The organism is Psychrobacillus sp. (genome assembly GCF_056205495.1).
The window spans coordinates 1-5,151 of record NZ_JBAEAP010000116.1 but is presented as its reverse complement, the minus strand read 5'-3'; the positions used below and the strand labels follow the sequence as shown (position 1 = coordinate 5,151).

The window sequence follows — 5,151 nt, the reverse complement described above, 5'->3', positions numbered from 1 at the left end:
GCTTTTGATCCTTATATGTAATTGTACGAATTGTTGTAAAGCCTGGCTGCTCAAATTCTAATGTAGTTGCTGCTACCTCTGCTTCCGGTGTTATTACTGAATCTACCTTAGGCTTTTCCATAGATGATATAAGTAGGTTTTCCAAAGACTTTAGACGCTCTTCAATTTCTGTTATTTCATATGATTGTTGCGCTTTTAGAGTAGGATCGTGGTATGGAGGAACATTAAAGTCAACTGGACCATAAACCTCCACATACCACTTGACTATTTGATAGACGGACTCCCATGACAGTAATGCTTCTGAATAACGAAACATTCTAGTATCGTGAGCAGCTTGGTTTCCAGTCTGACGAACAAAATGTAAAGCATCTCTAATTTCTGTCGTCAAATAACCATTTTGATTCAACAAGTCAATTCTATCCTTCAAATTCGTCCATTGCTCATCAGGCAGTTTTTCCTCTCTAATCACTTGTTGCAGGATATTCTCTACAAATATTCTTGCATGCGTGAGCATTGTTCGAGGGCTTGTGAAAATACTATGTTCAAGTTCGCGTGCAACTAATGCAAGTTCTTTTGAAATGGGTTCAAGAAATTGATAAAAATAAGATGATTTTTCCATTTTAAGTCTCCTGACTTGAATTTCTTTATTAACTAATCAGCATCATTTCATAGTCTCTTCTTTATAGGATTAACTATAAAACATAATCAACTTAACTTCACTCTTTTATAAAAACCACCTGTTTCCCTAATTGAACCGATTCGGTCTTATATCCTGCATCCTTCCATGAATGAGCCTGTGTGTGTGAACCAATATGATTACTCCACCAAGCAGAGTATTTATATGCTGAACCCGGGAGTTTAAAGCCTAGTATCATTTCTATATTTTCAAAAGAAAGAATAATATTTTCCGACCCATTGGATTTCAAGAATTGTTGCAGCTGTAAATATTTCTCTCCACGCAAATTATCTCACCCGCATCCTTTTAAAGATCGATTAGACTTTCATACTTTTCTTTGAATATTAGATTTATGCCGTTTGCTGATTTAATTGACTTTTCATAAACACTATCAAAGCCATACATATGCTCTAAATCAAAACCGATTGATTCCCCTCGGAATAACTGAACATCCTTATAACGATTAGTTTTAGCACCTATAGTATAGTCTGGAGTACTTATTACAACTGCTATTCGATTTTCAATAACTCTCAGCTTTGCAAAAGCTACTGCAGTATTATAATCAATATTATTTTTACAGTGATATATAAAAACCTCGTGATCCTTTTCAAAACGTGGTTGAAGGAAAACATATTTCCGATCATAAAGATTCTCTTCAGTACAAGCATGTACATGGATAATATTTTTACTCTTTTTCAATCGAATAGAAGATTCCAATATGTCTATTTCAGGTACATTAGAAATTAAGAATCCTTCTTCGGAAATAACGACATCTTCATCATGATATCCTACTGTAAAGTGCTTATATTGCTTATCACTATAAAATGGTTCCGCCTGAGGGCTTGTCTGTTTTTGATCCAAATCGAAAATTGAATATGCATTTTGCTTAGTACCATCTCTCATAGTATGAGTTGGCTTTAACAGGTTTCCGTTGTTATAAGTAATACGGTCTGATTTCTGCCCCATCGAAGTTCTATTCCCCATCGTGCACAATACGGGGCCTTGAATTTCTAATGACCTACCTTTTAAGATACTTCCCCATTTTGACATTTTAACGTTACCACCAGTTAGATTAATTAGCATATCCATGCCTTCGAGTTCTAGACGTTCCATTAACAGAGGGTAAAACATGTCATGGCAAATGCAAATTTGAATTTTCTTTCCTTTTAAAATGAACGGACTATATACGAGACTGATAGATTCATCATCATAGGAATCGTCAAAAAACACACGGGGCGAGGTTGAATGTTTTATATATAGAGAGTTAACTGTCTCTCCCTTAGAATTATTTGGATCTACATGAGGATTAAAGTAATAGGCTTCTTCTGTACCAATTGATGTTGAAAATCCCATTAAAACTGGTGTATTTAAATCATTAGCTACATCTATGACTTTATCCCAGCATTCCTTAACATTTTCTGCATATTCATATCCCTCTGGAAAAACAACTAAATCCACAGGTTGCTTAGATTTCTTTAATAGTTCTTTGATTTCAATAGAAATAATCTCGTAATCGTATTCATGATTATCTCCATATGGTTGAACTAATAAAACCTTCATGTTAACACCTCGTCTAGTTGGTTAATAGAAATGTAATGTGTGTTTCGTAAACCTAAGTAATATTGATATGTCTCAACACTATTTACCATTGAATCAGTTCCAACAAGCCAGCCAATTTGATGTAAGCGTCCCGCATTGACCAGGCCTCCAATCGCATGTTTAGAATCACCTGTCTCTATTTCTATACCAAGTAATGGATAATATATATCTTGTACTCTTTTTTCGTCATTTACGTACTGAAGCAACGGATATAATTGTTTATCCTCACGTAAATTTTCTCCAATATGCTTCAAGAAATCTAAAAATCCACCTGAAACAAAGAAGCCAGCTGAAATATCCACCTTTGGACAGTAATAATAGTGTGATACCCCTTTAATTTTTTTACGTTCAAATGATAGTGGATCATAAGTAAAGTCGTTTGAAATTAAGTTTAGCTTCTTATTCTGAAAATGGATTTTAAAATAGTCCGATGCATAATCAAGATGAACAGTAAGGTTAGTTTCGGCGAGTATTTTTATTACTTTTTCTGCAATAGGTAAAGAAATGGTTTCTCCTCCGGAACCTTTGACCCGTATTTTAGGTTCAGGTTTAGTTAAAAGAGTTGTCTGATTTGGAATTTGCTCTGGTAGCATGGAAGCGTCTAAAAAGATAATATTTTTATTTCCCATCAACTCTTGCATTGTTCTTACAATTTTAACTCCTCGTCGATATGTATCATTTTCTTTTCCTGCTTCCCGATTAGCGACAATCATAAAATGATACTGACATGGCGATATAAATAAATTCCCCACATTTCCAACCTGATTTTTAGATGAAGTAGTTGAACCTTCCACTTCAAAGGATGCAAAAGGCAGCCATTTTTTATCTATTAGTTCTACACCCTTTAAGTTAGCAATATGAAGGCTCTCTACATCTATAAACCAGATAACATCATAGCGAGGATTGTACCCAACAGCTCTTGGAAAAGAGTACTCTTTCTCCGCACGTAATCCCATACCTTCTCCCAATTCAATTAAGCGTTCTTGAATTGTCAATGTCGATAATTTACTCATGACCTATCCCCCTTAGAATATAATGATATCTACTGTATTAAATCTACTTTCTTTTTTTACCATTCATTTTGAGACCATGTCTAATATTATTTCCATTCCCAGTTAAAAGCTCATTCCTCTTACGTCCACCATCAGTGTTTTGACTCCAACTGAATCTATTATTATCACATTCTATAAGATCCTTTTTTAGTGCATTCTGATTCGGAGAGGATTTTTTATTCCATCTTTCCATTATTAGTTCTTGGCTGGTGGATAAGGATATATCTATATAAAAATCATTTAGTAAGGGAGACCTAATGTGAGCCCTACTCTCAAAATATCCAGCTGATAACCCATTAAAAGCTTCTCTAAATATTGTTATTACTATCAGCTGTTTGGGGGCATCTACTTTCATTTTAATAAACCCCTTTTTACTAATAACATCTTCAATTTTCACAATTGCTCCCAGTTTATGAATAATATTAATTCGAACATACATCGAATCCATTAAAGGTATAAACCCATCCACCGTCGAACCCTGTTTATATGTAGAGAAAAATATATTACTCTTATGTAAATCTTCTAATTGATTAATAAATCCCTGGAAACTAATAGATATTTCGAAAGCATCTTGTTTAGGCATATGTTTTATTTTCATTTCGTTTTCCACCTTCTCACGAAAGAGACTTGTGTAGACTTGAAATAGTTCAAATGAAATCTGATTATAGTAACATTAATATCCTATATTTTACAGCAAACAATAATATAGTACAATTTAATATTTTATTTACAAATTATGTTTGAAAAATAAACCTTTAGTTTTTTAGATATAAATAAAAAAACAACACTATTTGTCTAACAGTGTTGTAAAAAGATTAATATAACAAATGGCAGAAGAAGAACTAAATAGTTACTAGTATAAAGAAATCTTTAAAAAAAGGAGGAGCATCAATTGCTCCTCCTCACCTTCATTAAACTATATTATCGTCACATCAATTCATTTTATCTCAGGAACTTTAACCTTAACAGATTTCGGTTCACTTAAATGACCATTCTCCATGAATTGACCTTGAATAATACATTCACCCTTTTGTAAGAAACGTAATTCATCTAGGTTATGAATATTCATTTTCTTACCTACCAGGCTTAGCTCACTTTCTGCTGGTTTAAAGAAAATAGAAGTGGCTGCATTTTCTAAAACTGTTCGCTCTGCTATCGAAAAGTTGCTGAACGTTTGAGTAGCAAACCAGGCAGATAAGCCGAATTTACGTCCCTCACGCAATATTTTTTCTGAGGGAGAGTTACTTCCGAAATCTAGATTCTGCGCCTCATCTAAAATGATTGGTAAAGGCTTACTGACATTACCACCTTGAGCATAGGAGAACAAATCCCATAGTATAAATTCGGTCATAAGCTTCTTAATATCATCTTGATCGAATCCCTCAAATTGAATGACAAACACTTTACCGTCTGCTGTGAAATAATCATCCCATGTGAATTCGTTATTATAGTCAAATGGATCAATATCTACAAATACACTTAGCTTACTAACGATAGAGGCAGCGACCGCCGTGGTGGTGTCTGGTAAATCCTGCAGTACTTCTAGCATTAATTGCATATTTGCTTTTTCCCCATACATTTCAATACATTTTTTAGCTGCACGATAAATCGCACTTTGCTGCTGGTCGCCAAATTGTTTATAGACTGAAGCGAATACATTACGGATTCTAGATGCCGTATCGGACTCTTTCTCTAAGAACGATTTTCCAGCAATTATTTTTTCTCGACGACGGAATGGATTGATAGGGAACCCTTCATAATAAACAATCCGTTCCTCTAGGCGGTCACCTAACAGGTCTAAGAAGTTTGAGTTAAGCTGACTCT

The 5,151-nt window shown here is 34.3% G+C and carries 6 protein-coding genes; all 6 read right to left on the bottom strand.

All coding sequences use genetic code 11. The features are described 5' to 3' along the window. Positions 1–619: DUF4145 domain-containing protein (locus AC06OU_RS03540; RefSeq protein WP_475854024.1), on the bottom strand; the 619-nt coding region annotated here is incomplete at its 3' end. A gap of 97 nt (positions 620–716) precedes the next feature. Next, a complete protein-coding gene (locus tag AC06OU_RS03535; protein WP_475854022.1) occupies positions 717–962 on the bottom strand; it encodes a DUF7662 domain-containing protein in 246 nt (81 codons plus the stop codon). A 20-nt stretch (positions 963–982) separates the two neighbouring features. Further along, positions 983–2,236 carry a nitrilase-related carbon-nitrogen hydrolase gene (locus tag AC06OU_RS03530; RefSeq protein WP_475854020.1) on the bottom strand — a complete coding sequence of 418 codons (1,254 nt, stop codon included), beginning with the start codon at positions 2,234–2,236 and terminating at the stop codon, positions 983–985. After that, complete coding sequence (locus tag AC06OU_RS03525; protein WP_475854019.1) at positions 2,233–3,288, bottom strand: hypothetical protein; 1,056 nt, start codon at positions 3,286–3,288, stop codon at positions 2,233–2,235. Before AC06OU_RS03525 ends, AC06OU_RS03530 begins: the two co-directional genes overlap by 4 nt. A 43-nt stretch (positions 3,289–3,331) precedes the next feature. After that, positions 3,332–3,925 (bottom strand): hypothetical protein, encoded by a 594-nt coding sequence (locus AC06OU_RS03520; protein ID WP_475854018.1) that lies wholly within the window; start codon positions 3,923–3,925, stop codon positions 3,332–3,334. 339 nt (positions 3,926–4,264) lie between these two features. Next, a partial coding sequence (locus AC06OU_RS03515; RefSeq protein WP_475854017.1) for an ATP-binding protein occupies positions 4,265–5,151 on the bottom strand: 887 nt, incomplete at its 5' end.

Bases quoted from the DNA above. Each gene is read 5' to 3' on its own strand.
- AC06OU_RS03530 (WP_475854020.1), bottom strand. From the start codon at position 2,236: ATGAAGGTTTTATTAGTTCAACCATATGGAGATAATCATGAATACGAT.
- AC06OU_RS03525 (WP_475854019.1), bottom strand. From the start codon at position 3,288: ATGAGTAAATTATCGACATTGACAATTCAAGAACGCTTAATTGAATTG.
- AC06OU_RS03520 (WP_475854018.1), bottom strand. From the start codon at position 3,925: ATGAAAATAAAACATATGCCTAAACAAGATGCTTTCGAAATATCTATT.